At 63.8% G+C, this 15876-nt stretch carries 13 protein-coding genes; 8 read left to right on the top strand and 5 right to left on the bottom strand.

The genetic code is table 11. The features are described 5' to 3' along the window. Nucleotides 1-41 precede the first annotated feature (41 nt). The 4 genes from ACTYOL_RS11860 to ACTYOL_RS11845 all read right to left on the bottom strand — a co-directional run bounded on the left by ACTYOL_RS11860 (nt 42) and on the right by ACTYOL_RS11845 (nt 2871). Nucleotides 42-236 (bottom strand): hypothetical protein, encoded by a 195-nt coding sequence (locus ACTYOL_RS11860; RefSeq protein WP_153774645.1) that lies wholly within the window; start codon nt 234-236, stop codon nt 42-44. A gap of 140 nt (nt 237-376) precedes the next feature. Beyond that, complete coding sequence (locus tag ACTYOL_RS11855; RefSeq protein WP_063544738.1) at nt 377-697, bottom strand: YbjQ family protein; 321 nt, start codon at nt 695-697, stop codon at nt 377-379. A 61-nt stretch (nt 698-758) separates the two neighbouring features. Further along, nucleotides 759-1646 (bottom strand): EamA family transporter, encoded by an 888-nt coding sequence (locus ACTYOL_RS11850; protein ID WP_153774646.1) that lies wholly within the window; start codon nt 1644-1646, stop codon nt 759-761. 313 nt (nt 1647-1959) lie between these two features. Further along, nucleotides 1960-2871 (bottom strand): LysR substrate-binding domain-containing protein, encoded by a 912-nt coding sequence (locus ACTYOL_RS11845; RefSeq protein WP_197889611.1) that lies wholly within the window; start codon nt 2869-2871, stop codon nt 1960-1962. Between the two features lie 96 nt (nt 2872-2967). On the opposite strand from ACTYOL_RS11845, the gene ACTYOL_RS11840 reads away from it, so the two are divergent. From ACTYOL_RS11840 to yghU, 7 genes are all read left to right on the top strand, one after another. Continuing rightward, complete coding sequence (locus ACTYOL_RS11840; RefSeq protein ID WP_197889610.1) at nt 2968-4059, top strand: tartrate dehydrogenase; 1092 nt, start codon at nt 2968-2970, stop codon at nt 4057-4059. A 287-nt stretch (nt 4060-4346) separates the two neighbouring features. After that, on the top strand, nt 4347-5945 hold the full coding sequence (locus ACTYOL_RS11835) for a BCCT family transporter (protein ID WP_444757972.1): 1599 nt from the start codon (nt 4347-4349) through the stop codon (nt 5943-5945). Between the two features lie 147 nt (nt 5946-6092). Further along, the gene (locus ACTYOL_RS11830) at nt 6093-7214 is read left to right on the top strand and encodes an aromatic ring-hydroxylating oxygenase subunit alpha (RefSeq protein ID WP_197889608.1); all 1122 of its coding nucleotides are present in this window, start codon (nt 6093-6095) and stop codon (nt 7212-7214) included. A gap of 59 nt (nt 7215-7273) precedes the next feature. Continuing rightward, the gene (locus ACTYOL_RS11825; protein WP_444757971.1) at nt 7274-8248 is read left to right on the top strand and encodes a PDR/VanB family oxidoreductase; all 975 of its coding nucleotides are present in this window, start codon (nt 7274-7276) and stop codon (nt 8246-8248) included. Nucleotides 8249-8330: 82 nt separating this feature from the next. After that, nucleotides 8331-9386, top strand: coding sequence for a GlxA family transcriptional regulator (locus ACTYOL_RS11820; protein ID WP_153774650.1), 1056 nt, complete (start codon nt 8331-8333; stop codon nt 9384-9386). Nucleotides 9387-9618: 232 nt separating this feature from the next. After that, a complete protein-coding gene (locus ACTYOL_RS11815) occupies nt 9619-10821 on the top strand; it encodes an NAD(P)/FAD-dependent oxidoreductase (RefSeq protein WP_153774651.1) in 1203 nt (400 codons plus the stop codon). A 169-nt stretch (nt 10822-10990) separates the two neighbouring features. Further along, on the top strand, nt 10991-11830 hold the full coding sequence (yghU, locus tag ACTYOL_RS11810) for a glutathione-dependent disulfide-bond oxidoreductase (RefSeq protein WP_197889606.1): 840 nt from the start codon (nt 10991-10993) through the stop codon (nt 11828-11830). 70 nt (nt 11831-11900) lie between these two features. Here yghU and ACTYOL_RS11805 read toward each other — a convergent pair whose 3' ends face one another. Then, nucleotides 11901-13871 (bottom strand): BCCT family transporter, encoded by a 1971-nt coding sequence (locus ACTYOL_RS11805; RefSeq protein ID WP_054893763.1) that lies wholly within the window; start codon nt 13869-13871, stop codon nt 11901-11903. Between the two features lie 251 nt (nt 13872-14122). On the opposite strand from ACTYOL_RS11805, the gene ACTYOL_RS11800 reads away from it, so the two are divergent. Further along, entirely contained in the window at nt 14123-15826 is a 1704-nt protein-coding gene (locus ACTYOL_RS11800; protein WP_444757970.1) for an amidase, read from the top strand. Nucleotides 15827-15876 lie beyond the last annotated feature (50 nt).

Below are 15876 nucleotides of genomic sequence, written 5' to 3'. Positions count from 1 at the left end.
TCATGCCCGGCGCGGTCTCACGCAATGGGATCAATGAGGCGTCAGGATGATTTCTTGGCTGGCACCCGTGGCGTGAAACGCCCTTTCTTGCTGCGCTGCAAGTGGGCCGGCTGAAGCTGCTCGGATTCGTCGTGGGTCATGTTGGCAAAACCCAGGTGAAAGGCCGTCTGGCCGCAACGCACCTGGTTATTGATCGGGAATGCGTCGTTCAGGTCTTCGATATAGGACTCGCTCATGCCCTGTCTCCCTCCAAAGGCGTCCGCGTCGGCAAGCAACCTGCTTGCCCAGAGAAACACGGCCCGTAGAAATGAGACTAGTCGGTCATTTGCAGACCACTCGGACGAAAGTCCTTTGCCCGACCAATGGCACCTGGCCGCTATCTAAGGCGCACAGCCGTGCCGGTGGCGAACACCACGACCATTCCGCCCTGTACGGACGGCATGCTGATTTCGAAGTCCACGCCAACCACTGCATCGGCCTGCAAGCGACGTGCCCGCTCCAGCAACTCCTCGGTGGCCTGCTCGCGCGCCTGGCGCAATGCGCTTTCCAGGGTTTGCGAGCGACCGCCGAAGAAGTCGCGCCAACGTGCGAAGAAATCGCGCACGAAGTTGACGCCCTGCACCGATTCGGCGCTGACCACGCCGAGGTACTCGGCGATCGGGCGACCTTCGAGCTGGCTGGTAGTGGAAATGATCATGGGCGCGGCTCCGTGGTTCTGGAAAACCCCAGATCCTAACAGAGCCTTGCACTGAACAGCGCTAGTGCGCGCTGGCAGCTCGCAGGCGCTGGCTCAGGCGAGGCCCGAAGACGTTGATCAGCAGCCCCAGCATCACCAGCAGCGCCCCCCAACCCTGCGCGGCGCTGAGGCGCTCGCCGAGCAGCCAGGCCGAAGAGCTCAGGCCAATTACCGGCACCAGCAGCGAAAATGGCGCGACCTTGCCGGCCGGGTGACGCGACAGCAATGTGCTCCACAGGCTGTAGCCGAGCATGGTGGCGACCAGCGCCAGGTAGAGCAGCGCCAGCACCGAACTCATGCCGATGTTGGCCAACGCATGGCCAATACGCTCCGGCCCCTCCAACCACCACGACAGCGCCAGGAACGGCAGCGGCGGAATCAACCCGCCCCAGATCACCAGGGCCACCAGATCCACCGAGCCGAAGCGACGGGTAATGATATTGCCCATGCCCCACATGGCGCCGGCGCACAGGGTCAACAGCAGCGCCACAAATGGCACATGGCTGCTGTCTTCGCTGCCGATCACCGCAAGGCCGCCGGCCGCCACAAGCAACCCGAGCACACTGGCCGGGCGCAAGCGCTCGCCCAGAAACAGCGCGGCGAAACCCAGGGTGAAGAACGCCTGCGACTGCAGCACCAGCGAAGCCAGACCCGGGGGCATGCCGCTATACATGGCCTGGAACAGGAAGGCGAACTGCCCCAGCGAGATGGTCGCGCCATAGGCAATCAGCCAACGCCAGGGCAGGTTCGGACGCTTGATGAAGAGGATTGCCGGAAAGGCCACCAGCATGAAACGCAAGGCACCGAGCAGCATGGGCGGAAGGCCATCGAGCCCGACCTTGATGACCACGAAGTTGACGCCCCAGGCAATGATCACCACCAGAGCGATCAACAGGTCCTTGACTGGCATTTCGGTGTTCCTTCTCTCAGGCTTTACTAGACATATTTCGTTACAGCATAAGGGTATTCCGTCGACAGCGACCAGCACAGTTGCGGCCCAGGGTTGCGCAACAGTCAGCTGTTTGCGCAAGGGTTGAGCGGTTTTGCAGCGGTCGTCTCGCGGCAAGTCGGAGCGCCTAATCGCTGCTTGTGTCCTGAAAGGTGCCGCGTAGCGGGTCCAGGATCTGTGCAGATACACAGAGTATCGGGGGCTGCTGCGCAGCCCTTTCGCGACATGAGGCCACTCCTGCAGGGCCGATGGCCGTCGAGGGCAGAGACCGAAGTCACTCCGGCAACCGATACCGCTCGGCAAAGTACTGCCGGAAGAACTCCACCGCCACCCGCACTCTGGCCGATCCGGCCAAGGGCGCGGTGTACACCGCCCAGATGTCCGCCGCCTGCTGGTAATCCTCCAGTACCTGTACCAACCGGCCATCGACCAGGTTGTCGTGCACATCCCACCACGAGCGCAGCAGGATTCCGCGCCCATCCAGGCACCACTGGTGCGCCACCTCGCCATGGTTGCTCGACAGCGGCCCGGTCACCCGCACGCTTTCTTCGCCACTGGGCCCCTCCAGGTGCCACAGACCGAATGGATGATCGCGTTCCTTGATCACCAGGCAGTCGTGGCTGGCCAGCTCCGCCAAGGTGCGCGGTGTACCGTGCCGGGCCAGGTAGGCCGGCGCCGCGCAGAGCACCCGGCGATTGCGCGCCAGAGGTTTGGCAATCAGGTGCGGTGCGATGACGTTGCCCACGCGAATGTCCAGGTCGACACCTTCGGCGATCAGGTCCACCAGCCGATCGTGCACGTCCAGACGGATGTCCAGGCGCGGATAGCGCGCCGCCAGCTCCGACAGTGCTGGTGCCACGAAACGTCGCCCCAGCCCCAGGCTGCTGGCGATGCGCAGTTGCCCGGCAGGCTCACGCTGGCCGGCGTTGAGATCGTCGTCCATGCCCTGAAGCGCATTGAAGATCTGTTGTGCCCACTGATAGACCCGTTCGCCCTCCTCGCTCACCGTCACCCGTCGCGTGGTGCGATGCAGCAGGCGTACGCCCAGGCTTTCTTCGAGTAGCCGAATACGCTTGCTGACGAACGCCGGCGACATGCCGCGCTCGTCCGCCACTGCAGCAAAGCTGGCACGACGGGCCACGTGCAGGAAGATATCGAGGTCGTCGAGGTTAGGCAGATTATTCACGATATGTACACTAAGAATAAATGAATGGATGGATTATCTCTGAATAGCCTCCTTATAGCATGAGCCGCATCTGTTCCCACACACGAGATGCACGTCATGACCAAGACCTTCAAAATCGCCGCCATCCCGGGTGACGGCATCGGCAACGAAGTCCTCCCCGAAGGCATCCGCGTGGTCGAGGCCGCGGCACGCAAGCACGGCCTGGACCTGCAATTCGAGTTCTTCGAATGGGCCAGCTGCGACTACTACCTGGCCCACGGCAAGATGATGCCCGATGACTGGTTCGAACAGCTCAAGGGCTTCGATGCGCTGTTCTTCGGTGCCGTCGGCTGGCCAGACAAGGTGCCCGACCACATCTCGCTGTGGGGCTCGCTGCTCAAGTTCCGCCGCGACTTCGATCAGTACGTCAACATCCGCCCGGTGCGCCTGTTCCCTGGCGTGCCCTGCCCACTGGCCAACAAGCAGCCGGGTGATATCGACTTCGTGGTGATCCGCGAGAACACCGAGGGTGAATACTCCTCGCTCGGCGGACGCATGTTCGAAGGCACCGACAACGAATTCGTGCTGCAGGAATCGGTGTTCACCCGCCGCGGCGTCGACCGCATCCTCAAGTACGCGTTCGAAGTCGCCCAGACCCGCGAGCGCAAGCACGTGACCTCGGCGACCAAGTCCAACGGCATGGCCGTGAGCATGCCCTACTGGGACGAGCGCACCGCCGCAATGGCCGCGCACTACCCCGAGATCAGCTGGGACAAGCAGCACATCGACATTCTCTGCGCACGCTTCGTGCTGCAGCCAGAACGTTTCGACGTGGTGGTGGCCTCCAACCTGTTCGGCGACATCCTCTCCGACCTGGGCCCGGCGTGCGCTGGCACCATCGGCATCGCGCCCTCGGCCAACCTCAATCCCGAACGCAAGTTCCCATCGCTGTTCGAGCCGGTGCATGGGTCGGCGCCAGACATCTACGGCAAGAACATCGCCAACCCGATCGCGATGATCTGGTCCGGCGCGCTGATGCTCGAGTTCCTCGGCAAGGACGGCGACGACGCGCGCTATCAGGCCGCTCACGACGACATCCTCAAGGCCATCGAGACCGTGATCGCCAACGGCGACACCACCCGCGACATGGGCGGCAGCCGTTCGACCCAAGAGGTCGGCAAGGCCATCGCCGAACTGCTCGACGCCTGACCAGCAGTATGGATATCCGTGAGAGCGGCGGGTCGCCGCTCTCACAGGGATAGAGCGGGCTTCGCGCGCTCACCGGAACTGCACCAGCCTCGCTTTGACCACATCGCCACAAAACCCGCCATCAGGATTGTCCGACGATCCTCTTGCGGCCCTCGACAAATCCATGCACACTTTCCGTTAACCAATGGATTTGTGTTAATCAATGGTTAACAGAATAAAAAGCCTCACCGATACGGACTTCCCCAACGCCTGACTCCTACTACAAGAAAAGCTCCAGGAGACAATTGATGTCCCCCGATAACAAAAAGATCGACGTGTTCCTGATTGCCATGAGCCTGCTTGCTGTACTGCTCACCGTGATCGGCCTCGCAGCCTTCCCTGTTCAGGCAGAAGGCATGGCCAACCAGCTGTTCGAACTGTCCACCCGTACCTTCGGCACCAGCGTCCAGGTGCTGGTGTTCGCCAGCACCCTCGCGGTGCTGTACATCGCCTTCAGCAAGTACGGCAACATCCGCCTGGGCAGTGGCAAACCCGAATATGCCACCACCACCTGGGTGTTCATGTTCATCTGCGCTGGCATGGGGTCCTCGACCCTGTACTGGGGCGTGATGGAATGGGCCTACTACTACCAGACACCCGGCCTGAACATCGCACCGATGTCCGCCCAGGCCCTGGAATACAGCGTCAGCTACTCGTTCTTCCACTGGGGCATCAGCGCCTGGTCGATCTACGCCTTGGCATCGCTGGCCCTGGCCTACCACTTCCACGTACGCAAGAAGACCGGCCTGAACCTGGCCTCGATCATCGAAGCGGTGACCGGCTTCAAGGCCACCGGCCCCGTTGGCCGCGCAGTGGACCTGATCTTCCTGCTGACCATGATGGGCGCGCTGACCGTGTCGCTGGCATTGACCGCCTCGACCCTGACCCGCGGCCTGTCGGACCTGGCCGGCACCCCCAACACTTTCACCGTGCAACTGCTGGTGATCGGCGCGGTGGCGCTGCTGTTCTCGCTCAGCTCCTACATCGGTATCGATGGCGGCCTGCAGCGCCTGTCGAAGATGGTCTGCATCGGCGCCCTGGTGTTCGCCGGCGTGGTGCTGCTGGTCGGCCCGACCCAGTTCACCATCAACAACACAGCCAACGCCGTCGGCCTGATGTTCCAGCACTACGTGCACATGAGCCTGTTCACCGACCCGGCCGGCGACGGCGCCTTCACCCGCAACTGGACAGTGTTCTATTGGCTGTGGTGGGTATCCTATGCCCCAGGCGTTGCCATGTTCGTCGCCCGTGTATCGCGCGGCCGGCAGATCAAGGAAGTGGTGTTCGCCCTGCTGATGGGCGGCAGCTTCGGTTGCTGGTTCTTCTTCGGCGCGCTGGAAAGCTACAGCATGCACCAGTTCATCAACGGTCAGATCGACGTGCCGAAGATGCTCAGTGAACTGGGCGGCGAAGCGGCGGTAACCGACCTGCTGCTGGCGTTGCCGTGGGGCACGCTGTTCCTGGCGGCGTACCTGTTCATCATGGCCGTGTTCTGTGCCTCGCACATGGACGCCGCCGCTTACGCCGTAGCCGCCACCAGCACACGCAACCTGCGCGAAGGCGACGACCCGAGCCCGACCCTGCGCCTGTTCTGGTGCGTGGTGCTGACCCTGGTACCGCTGGCCATGCTGTTCGCCAAGGCCTCGCTGTCGACCATGAAGACCGCTGTGGTCCTGACCGCGATACCGTTCATGGTGATCCTGCTGGTGAAGATCTACGGATTCTTCAAATGGCTTGCCGCGGACTACGGCGACATGCCGGCCTACCGCATCGAGGAAGAAGCGGCGCGCCTGGCCGGTGAGCAAGCGCCCGCGAAAGCACCGCGCAGCGCGGCGGCGGTTCACTGATCGGCGGTGAGCATGTGGTGAGTGGGCGGGCCTCTTCGCGGGCAAGCCCGCTCCTACGAGGATGCTCGACACGGGATCGAAAATTTTTTTGCCCTGCTTGTTAACTGACAGATACGCGTTAACCCAAAATAAAACCGAGAGACAGCCATGAACGATTTCAAACGCCTGCCCGCCGACTTCTGCACCAACCCTGAAGAGGCCTACACCATCCCGGCCAACTTCTATACCAAGGCCTCGGTGTTCGAGCACGAGAAGGAAGCCATCTTTGCCCGCAGCTGGATCTGCGTCGGCCACGGTAGCGAGGTTGCCGAGAAGAATGCCTACATCACGCGCGAAGTGATCGGCGAAAGCATCATCGTCGTGCGTGGCCGCGACGATGTGCTGCGTGCCTTCTACAACGTCTGCCCGCACCGCGGCCACCAGTTGCTCGAAGGCAGCGGCAAGGCCAAGAACGTCATCACCTGCCCCTACCACGCCTGGACCTTCAAGCTCGACGGCGAACTGGCCCACGCGCGCAACTGCGAGAACGTGGTCAACTTCGACAAGCAGAACTCCACCCTGGTGCAGCTGCGCGTTGAAGAGTACGCAGGCTTCATCTTCATCAACATGGACAACGATGCAGGCTCCGTCGAAGACCAGCTTCCAGGCCTGCAGCAGCGCATGCGCGCGGCCTGCCCGGTGATCGACGACCTGCACCTGGCGGCGCGCTTCGTCAGCGACACCCCGGCCAACTGGAAATCCATCGTCGACAACTACCTGGAGTGCTACCACTGCGCCCCAGCCCATCCTGGTTTCTCCGCGTCGGTCGACGTCGGCCAGTACAGCCATAGCCTGCATGGCAACTGGACCCTGCAGTACGGGGTGGCGACACCTTCGGAGCAGTCGTTCACGTTCGACGAATCGGTCAAGGACCCGTCCTTCGCCGGCTTCTGGGCCTGGCCGTGCACCATGTTCAACGTACCGCCAGGGGCCGACTTCATGACCGTGATCTACGAGTTCCCGGTCGATGCCGAAACCACCCTGCAACACTACGACATCTACTTCCTCAACAAGGACATCAGCCAAGAGCAGCAAAAACTCATCGACTGGTACCGCGAAGTGTTCCGCCCCGAAGACCTGCGCCTGGTGGAAAGCGTGCAGAAGGGCCTCAAGTCCCGCGGCTACCGCGGCCAGGGCCGGATCATGGTTGACCAGCAGCGCAGCGGTGTGAGCGAGCACGGTATTGCCCACTTCCACAACCTGATCGCCGTCGCCCACCTGGACGACTGATTTCCCGAAGTTCGTCCCGCGCCAGGGCCTGGCGCGGGGCTTTGCTGTCGAGGTACGCCATGGCCAAGCAATACGAAATGTTCAAGGTAAAGGTCACCGGCGTGGAGCAAGCCACCCCGCTGATCAAGCGCTTCACCCTGGCCCGCGCCGACGGCGCCGCCCTGCCGGCCTTCACCGGTGGCAGCCACGTCATCGTGCAGATGCAAGGTGCCGACGGGCGCCAGTTCAGCAATGCCTACTCACTGATGAGCGACCCGCGCGAACTGTCCAGCTACCAGATCGGCGTGCGCCTCGAGGAGCAGTCCAAGGGCGGCTCGGCGTTCATGCATCACCAGGTGGAGGTGGGCAGCGAGCTGACCATCTCCAGCCCCAACAACCTGTTCGCCCTGGAGCCGGAGGCCGGTCGCCATGTGTTGGTCGCCGGCGGCATCGGCATTACCCCGTTCCTGGCGCAGCTGCACGAACTCGAAGGCGGCGCGACGCCCTATGAATTGCACTACGCCTTCCGCGCCCCCGAGCACGGCGCATTCCAGGCCGACCTGGAAAATGGCCCGCATGCGCACAGCACACGGTTCTACATCGACAGCCTCGAGCGCAAGCTTGACCTGGCCGCCCTCTGCGCCAACCTGCCCGATGATGCGCACCTTTATGTCTGCGGCCCCAAGCCGCTGATCGACGCAGTGATCGCCAGTGCCGCAGCAGCCGGGATCGCCGAGTCACGCGTGCACTGGGAGCAGTTCGCCGCTGCCGCCCCTGCCGCCGGCAGCGCTTTCACCGTGGTGCTGGCGCGCTCGGGCACCGAACTTGAAGTCGAGCAAGGCATGACCATCCTCCAGGCCATCGAGAAGTCCAAGGCGGCCAAGGTCGAGTGCCTGTGCCGCGAAGGTGTGTGCGGCACCTGCGAGACGGCCATCCTCGAAGGCGAAGCCGAACATTTCGACCAGTACCTGAGCGATGAGGAAAAAGCCTCGCAGCAGACCATGATGCTGTGCGTGTCGCGCGCGCGCAGCGCACGGCTGGTGCTGGACCTGTAAGGCACGCCACCCGGCAGCTCGGCACCGCGGCCTCGCCCGCGGTGCAGTACCATGTAGACGTCCTTCCAGCGTCGACATGCCCATGACCCATCCCGCCAGCTTCCCGGATACCCCCCACGTCTGCCACGACCTGCCGCGTCGAGTGTTGTTCCTCGCCTACCCGCAAATGGGCCTGCTTGACCTGACGGGCGCACAGACCGTGTTCTGGGCGGCGAGCAAGGCCCGCAACGAACGAGGGCTGCCAGGCTATGAAGTGCGTACGGCAAGTCTTGGCGGTGGGCTGATCACCACAGCCGAGGGCCTGGCGGTGGCCAGCGAATGCCTGCAAGTCCTGCTCGACCAGGCCCTGGACACGCTGGTGGTGCCCGGAGCACCGCAGATGATCGGGCTGCTGCCTGACCAGGGCGAGTTGATCGAAGCCCTGCGACACGCCAGCCACAAGGCACGACGCACGGCATCGGTGTGCAGCGGCACCTTCCTGCTTGCCGCGGCCGGTTTACTGCAGGGGCGTCGTGCCGCCACCCACTGGGCGATGTGCGACGACCTGCAGCGGCTGTTCCCTGAGGTGCAGGTCGATGCCGAGTCGATCTTCGTCGAACAGGAGCATTTGTGGACCTCGGCCGGCGTCAGCGCCGGCATCGACCTGGCACTGGCCCTGGTCGAGGCCGACTGTGGCCGGGAGGTCGCCATGCAGGTGGCACGGGAACTGGTGGTGTTCCTCAAGCGGCCCGGCGGCCAGACCCAGTTCAGCCAACTGCTCAAGGTCCAGGGTGAAGACAGCGCAGCCTTCGAAGCCTTGCACCTATGGATCAACGACAACCTGGGCGACCCGCGCCTGAGCGTGGAGCGCTTGGCGGACCAGGCGAACATGAGCCTGCGCAACTTCACCCGGGTGTACAAGCAAAAGACCGGTCGCACCCCCGCCAAGACCCTCGAGCTGTTTCGCGTGGAAGCCGCGCGCCGCCTGCTGGAGACCTCCGCGCAGCGTATCGAGCAGATCGCCCGCCTGTGCGGCTTCGGTAACGAAGAACGCCTGCGCCTGGCTTTTCAGCGTCACCTGCAGGTCAGCCCACGCGATTATCGCGCCCGTTTTGCCCGTAGCGTGCCACTGGCCGAAATCCAGGGATCTTTGACCTAGGGCCGCCCCGGCAGCGCACGTAGCATCGCCGTGACAGATCGAGCCTTGCGGCTACGCCTGTCGGGCCACGGCCGTGCGACGCCAGCAAGCCTCATCATCGACTTCGGCCAGTCAGGCGAACCGCACTGCGCCGCCAACCGTTCGAGCGACCCTTCCTGCGTCATCGCATGCCGTGCCCGTTACCGACAACACCCATAATTTGCGGTATCCGGAATTTTCCAGGAGCACAACGATGAAACAGATCCTGATCCTCGGCGCAGGCTTCGCCGGCCTCTGGAGCGCCCTGGGCGCTGCGCGCCAGCTCGACCTGCACGCACGCGACGACGTCCAGATCACGGTGCTCGCACCACAGGCCGAGCTGCACATCCGCCCACGCTTCTACGAGCCTGACGTTCACCAGATGGCTGCCCCGTTGCAGGCGCTGTTCGACGCAGTAAACGTGCGCTTCGTACAAGGTACGGCCCACCACATCGACGAAGCAGGCCAGCGCGTCGGCTATCGCAGCGCAGATGGCAGCGAGGCGACCCTGGCCTACGACCGGCTGATCATGGCGTGCGGCAGCATCCTCAATCGTCCGGCGCTTGCGGGCATCGAGCGAGTCTTCGATGTCGACAAGATCGACAGCGCCACACGCCTGGAAGAGCATCTCAAGTCGTTGCCTACCCAACCCGATACACCGGCACGCAATACCGTGGTGGTTGCCGGCGGAGGCTTTACCGGTATCGAGACCGCCACTGAACTCCCCGCACGGCTGCGCAAGATCCTCGGCGACCAGGCCAAGCATCGCGTGGTGGTGGTCGATCGCGGTGCACGAATCGGTGCGGCGCTGGGCGACGGCATCAGCCCGGCGATCGTCCAGGCATCGCAAGCGCTGGGCGTGGAGTGGATCTGCGGCGCGTCAGTGGCCGCAGTGGACGCCGCCGGCGTCACGCTGGACAACGGGCAGCGCATCGATGCAAATACCGTGATCTGGACCGTCGGCTTCCTGGCCAACCCGCTCACCGCACAGGTCAGCGGCGAGCGCGACCGGCAAGGGCGCCTGCATGTGGATGGCACCCTCAAGGTCAAGGGCAACGCGGCGGTCTACGCGGCGGGTGACGTGGCCTATGCCGCGTGCGACGAGATGGGCAACTTTGCGGTGATGTCGTGCCAGCACGCCATTCCGCTGGGCCGCTATGCCGGCAACAACGCTGCTGCCGAGCTGATCGGCGTGGCGCCGATGACCTACAGCCAGCCCAAGTACGTGACCTGCCTGGACCTCGGTGCCTGGGGTGCGGTGTACACCGAAGGCTGGGACCGCAAGGTCAGCCCGCCGGAGGACAAGCACGAGGCCAAGGCGCTCAAGAGCCAGATCAACAGCATCTGGATCTACCCGCCTGCGGCCGATCGCAAGGCGGCCCTCGCCGCAGCCGACCCCTTGATCCCCGTGGCCTGATGCAGACCGCTGCGCGTCTGCAAGCCCCTGGCAGACGCGCAGCGGTTATAACCCCTGCGCAATACTTCACTTCCCTTGACCACTTCTCCTGCCCTAGTCTTGGCCAATCGCACCCTGATCGCATCAGGCGATCGCAATGGGATCGAAGACCATCAGGAGATTTCATCGGATGAGCAACAGCCCCTACGTCCCACCGAAGGTCTGGAAGAACGACGCCGCAGCCGGCGGCCAGTTCGCCAGCATCAACCGCCCGATCGCCGGCCCCACCCACGACAAGGTCCTGCCCGTCGGCAAGCATCCCCTGCAACTCTATTCGCTGGCCACGCCCAACGGCGTCAAGGTCACGGTCCTGCTCGAAGAGCTGCTGGCCCTGGGGCACAGCGGCGCTGAATACGACGCCTGGCTGATCCGCATTGGTGATGGCGACCAGTTCTCCAGCGGCTTCGTCGAGGTCAATCCGAACTCCAAGATACCGGCCCTGCTCGACCGCAGCGTCGAGCCGCCGGTGCGGGTGTTCGAGTCCGGTTCGATCCTGCTGCACCTGGCGGAAAAGTTCGGTGCCTTCCTGCCGAAAGACCCAGCCGCCCGCGTCGAAAGCCTGAACTGGCTGTTCTGGCAGATGGGCTCGGCGCCTTACCTGGGCGGTGGTTTCGGCCACTTCTACGTGTATGCGCCGGAAAAGATCGAGTACGCCATCAACCGCTTCACCATGGAAGCCAAGCGTCAGCTCGACGTGCTCGAGCGACGCCTGGCGGTGAGCCGTTACCTGGGTGGCGACGAGTACAGCATCGCCGACATCGCCGTATGGCCGTGGTACGGGCAGTTGGTGCGCGGCAACCTGTACGGCGCGGCCGAATTCCTGGCGGTGGACGAATATCCGCACGTGCAGCGCTGGGCCGAAGAAATCGCCCAGCGCCCGGCCGTGCAGCGCGGCACCCGGGTCAACCGCACCTGGGGTGACGAGCAAAGCCAGGTGCCGGAGCGACACTCGGCGGCAGACTTGCAGTAAAGGCTCTACCCGCGAACACCGGCCATCGTGATGGCCTTTTCGCGGGTAAACCCGCTCCCACAGGTACGCGTCAACGCACCAGGTGCAGGAAGTGCAGGTGCCGTTCGAAGTGATCGAGAATGTCGCCGATCACTTCGTCCTTCGACCAGCCCATCACATCGTGGTCCTGCCCGCCCTCACGCAAGTGCACTTCGGCACGGAAGTACTTGCGCTCCTCCCCGGCGGCATCGCTCAGGACGAAGCTGGGCATGGCATAGGCGCGTGGGCGAATCTCGTAGACGAACACCTCATCGCTCGGCCCGACCTTGAGCGTCACTCGGCCAGCCTCGCCTTCCTCGACACTGCATTCATAACCCTGGCGACGCCACTCCTCGGCCACCGATTGGCAGGCCGGCAGCGCTACGTCAGCGATGAAGCGCTGCACATGTGAACGGCGCGGGAACATCGCCAGGGTGCGCAGACGTCGCTGCCAGTTGCCCGCAGCACGCGAAGCCGTCGGCGAGATAGCCAGCGCCTGGTAGCGCAGGTCACGCTTGGTGGCGTCGAGTTTGAGCGCCTTGAGCAGCCCGCGCATGCTCAGCAGCAACGCCAGGGTAAACGGCAGCGCACTGGCGATGGTCGCGGTCTGCAGCGCCTTGAGGCCGTCGGCCAGCAGCAATGCGATGGCGACGATGCCCATGCTTGAGGCCCAGAAGATCCTCTGGCGGATCGGTGTGCCCTCCTTGCCGCCGGAGGCCAGCATGTCCACCACCATCGCGCCGGTATCGGCCGAGGTGACGAAGAACACCACCACCATGACCACCGCCAGGGTGCTGATGATGCTGGCGAAGGGGAAATGCTCGAGGAAGGCGAACAGTGCAAGCGACGTATCCTGCTCCACCGCCGCGGCCAGGTCGGTCAACCCCTCGTCAAGGATCATGTGGATCGCTGTGTTGCCGAACACCGTCATCCACAGCAGGGTGAACGCAGTCGGCACCAGCAGCACGCCGGTCACGAATTCACGGATGGTGCGCCCGCGCGAGATGCGCGCGATGAACAGCCCGACAAAGGGCGACCAGGCCAGCCACCAGCCCCAGTAGAACAGGGTCCAGCCACCGATCCAGTCGGTCGGCTGATAGGCGTATAGGTTGAGCGTGCGACTGACGATCTCGCTCAGGTAGCCACCCGTGTTCTGTACGAAGGTCTGCAGGATCAGCACGGTCGGCCCCAGCAGCATCACCATCAGCAACAGCAGCACCGCCAGGCCCAGATTGAGCTCGGACAACCGCCGAATGCCCTTGTCCAGCCCGGACATCACCGACAGCGTGGCCAGGAACGTGGTACCGATGATCAGCGCGATCTGCACCGGAATGGATACCGGCACACCAAACAGGGCATTGAGCCCGGTGTTGATCTGCGACACGCCAAAGCCCAGCGAAGTGGCGACGCCGAACACCGTGCCGATGATTGCAAAGATGTCGACCGCGTGCCCCAGTGGCCCGTGGATACGCTCGCCGATCAGCGGGTAGAGTGCCGAACGCAGGGTCAGCGGCAAGCCATGGCGATAGCTGAAATAGGCCAGGATCAGTGCGACGATGGCGTAGATCGCCCAGGCATGCAGCCCCCAGTGGAAGAAGGTGATACGCATTGCCTCGCCCGCCGCCAGCACCGTGCCGCCCTCACCCAGCGGTGGCTTGAGGAAGTGCATCACAGGCTCCGCGACACCGAAGAACATCAGGCCGATGCCCATGCCTGCGGAGAACAGCATGGCGAACCAGGTGGCATTGTTGTAATCGGGGGTGCTGTGGTCGGGGCCGAGCTTGATATCGCCGTAGCGACTGATACCCAGAAACACCACAGTGCCGAGAATCAGCGCCACACCGAGAATGTAGAACCAGCTGACATTGACGATGATCCAGCCCTGGATATGTGCGAACAACGCCTGTGCATGGGCCTGGAACACGCTGGCGTACAGCACCAGAATCAGCAGCAGGACCGCGGAAATCCAGAAAACCGGTGGGTTGATGGTGGGCTTGCGAGGTTGCTCGGGCGGACTTGCCATGTACGGGTAATCTCCATCAGGGCGCTTCATGCGCACGGTTAGCTACGACAAACGGTAGACGCTGATGGTTTTGCCCGTCGTGACATATCGGATGTTTCTGAATTTTTCAAAGCGCACCCTCCTGAGCACACGCCTTCCTGCCCGCACATGCCGTGCTGCAAACAGGTTTTTCCCTGGTGCAAACCTGCGCCCGCGCAGGGCTTCTTGTACACTCGCCTGCATAAAATCCACCTGTACATTTTGGTGACAGCATGATCGAGGTAACCGAGGTTTCCATTGCCGAGCTGCGCAACGCGCTCGAGTCCGGCCGCACGACGGCGGTCGAACTGGTCAAGGCCTACCTGGCCCGTATCGACGCCTACGATGGAGCCGACACCGCCACCGCGCTGAACGCCGTCGTGGTGCGCAACCCCGAAGCGCTCAAGGAGGCCGAGGCCTCCGACGCCCGCCGCGCCGCCGGCATCACGCTTGGCCCGCTGGACGGCATCCCCTACACCGCCAAGGACAGCTACCTGGTCAAGGGCCTGACCGCCGCCTCCGGCAGCCCGGCATTCGAGCATCTGGTCGCCCAGCGCGACGCGTTCACCGTTGAGCGCCTGCGCGCCGCAGGGGCGATCTGCCTGGGCAAGACCAACATGCCGCCCATGGCCAACGGCGGCATGCAACGCGGCGTCTACGGCCGCGCCGAAAGCCCGTACAACGCGGCCTACCTCACCGCCCCTTTCGCCTCTGGCTCCTCCAACGGCGCCGGTACCGCCACGGCGGCCAGCTACAGCGCCTTCGGCCTGGCCGAGGAAACCTGGTCGAGCGGTCGCGGGCCGGCGTCGAACAACGGCCTGTGCGCCTACACCCCGTCGCGTGGGGTGATCTCGGTGCGCGGCAACTGGCCGCTCACGCCAACCATGGATGTGGTCGTGCCTTACGCACGGACCATGGCCGATCTGCTGGAAATCCTCGACGTGGTGGTGGCCGACGACGCCGATACCCGTGGCGACCTGTGGCGCATGCAACCCTGGGTGCCGATCCCGGCAGCCTCGAGCGTGCGCCCCGCCAGTTACCTCGACCTGGCCGTCGGTGCCGGCGCGCTTAAAGGCAAGCGCTTTGCCGTACCCCGCATGTACATCAATGCCGACGCCGAGGCCGGCACTTCGGAAAAACCCGGCATTGGTGGCCCGACTGGCCAGCGCATCAACACCCGCGCCAGCGTCATCGACCTCTGGGAGCAGGCCCGCAACGCGCTGGAGGCGGCAGGCGCCGAAGTGGTCGAAACCGACTTCCCGTTGGTCTCCAACTGCGAGGGTGATCGTCCGGGTGCGCCGACCGTGTACAACCGCGGTATCGTCAGCAAGGAATTCCTGCACGACGAGCTGTGGGAACTGTCCGGCTGGGCTTTCGACGATTTCCTGCGCGCCAACAACGACCCCAAGCTGAACCGCCTGGCTGACGTCGACGGGCCGAAGATCTTCCCTCACGATCCGGGCACCCTGCCCAACCGCGAAGACGACCTGGCGGCCGGCATGGACGAATACGTCAACATGGCCAAGCGTGGCCTCAAGTCCTGGGACCAGATCGCTACCGTCCCGGACGGCCTGCGCGGCCTGGAGCAAACGCGCAAGATGGACCTGGAAGACTGGATGGACGAGCACAAGCTGGACGCGGTGCTGTTCCCCACCGTCGCCGATGTCGGCCCGGCTGATGCCGATATCAACCCAGCCTCGGCAGACATCGCCTGGAGCAACGGGATCTGGGTCGCCAATGGCAACCTGGCAATCCGTCATCTGGGTGTGCCGACAGTGACCGTGCCGATGGGCGTGATGGCCGACATCGGCATGCCAGTAGGCCTGACTTTCGCTGGCCGGGCCTATGACGACAATGCCTTGCTGCGCTTTGCTGCAGGTTTCGAAGCCACCGGCTCGCGCCGGGTGATTCCACCGCGCACTCCACCACTGAGCTAAAGTTCGAGCGCAATCCACACTCGCCAGATTTAACTATTTGTGTAAAATTC

This window comes from Pseudomonas sp. A014, assembly GCF_052378495.1.
GTDB lineage: Bacteria > Pseudomonadota > Gammaproteobacteria > Pseudomonadales > Pseudomonadaceae > Aquipseudomonas > Aquipseudomonas machongensis.
Note: the sequence above shows the minus strand (reverse complement) of the source record. Positions and strands in the feature narration are given on the sequence as shown.